The organism is Oleiphilus sp. HI0117, from assembly GCF_001635235.1.
Genome location: NZ_LWGA01000017.1, coordinates 1 through 886, shown reverse-complemented (window position 1 = coordinate 886; position 886 = coordinate 1). Strand labels below are relative to the sequence as shown.

Sequence of the window (886 nt, the reverse complement as noted above, 5' to 3'; positions counted from 1 at the left end):
TGCTTTCGAAAGAAAGTGGCCTTATTGCCAATAGAATTTAGTGCGTGCTTAGTCATCAATGAGTAAAAGAGGCAGGATAAACGAAGAAGCTAAAGTGAATCAGGTTAATGCTAAAGTGAAGCAGGATAGCAAGTAGCAGAGAATTGCTTCGCTGGTAACTCCATGCGTAGAGTAAACCCGCGGCAAAGATTAGGCTGAGCCTCTCTATCGCCCCGGGCCCTGTATGGAAGTGAGCAAGAGTGAACAGAAGGGATGAGCCAATAATGGCGGCGCTGGCTGTAGACGATTTTAGGAATATAAAGCGCTGAATGATTAGCCTGAAGAACGCTTCTTCAGCGATGCAGGTCACAAACAGATTAATAAAAATAAAGGCGAAAGTCAGCTGGCCGAATTTAAAATCTGTATTGACGCCCAAAATGTAGCCGATCAGAAAAATCCCAAACATAGCGAAGCCGACCTTGGCGAATAGCTCGGGCTTTATGTTGGTTTCGTTCTTCAGGTTTGAAGGGCTCCTATTGCTGACCCAGTAGCGAAAGCAAAATAAGATGAATACTGCGCCCAAGGCTTTATCAAGGTGAGCACTTAGGGTGTAAGGAATGCTTGAGTTACCAAGTAAGGCCGGGCCGAAGACCGTGGTTTTAGTAAAGCCGGGAACAAGGTGTAAGGCTAGCATCAAGGGCACAAGGCTTAAAAATATCCAGGCGAAGGTTTTTATTGGTAAATGCTTTGATTGAACCTGACTAATGATCAGCGTGGCGAAAACAAGGAAAGCAGCAGTTCGCCAATCGATAACTTGTGTTTGCCAGCTTGTAATCAGCAAGATTACGAATAAGGGTAAACTTAGGCCTAGGCTAGGCGGCTTGCCGGGTTTGAGCAATAAGCTGAT

Annotated in this window: 1 protein-coding gene; it reads right to left on the bottom strand. The window is 45.4% G+C overall.

What is annotated here, in order from left to right; all coding sequences use genetic code 11:
* Positions 1 to 55: 55 nt before the first annotated feature.
* Positions 56 to 886, bottom strand: an 831-nt coding sequence (locus A3757_RS00490; protein ID WP_068738958.1) for a CPBP family intramembrane glutamic endopeptidase, incomplete at its 5' end; no start/stop codon positions are given.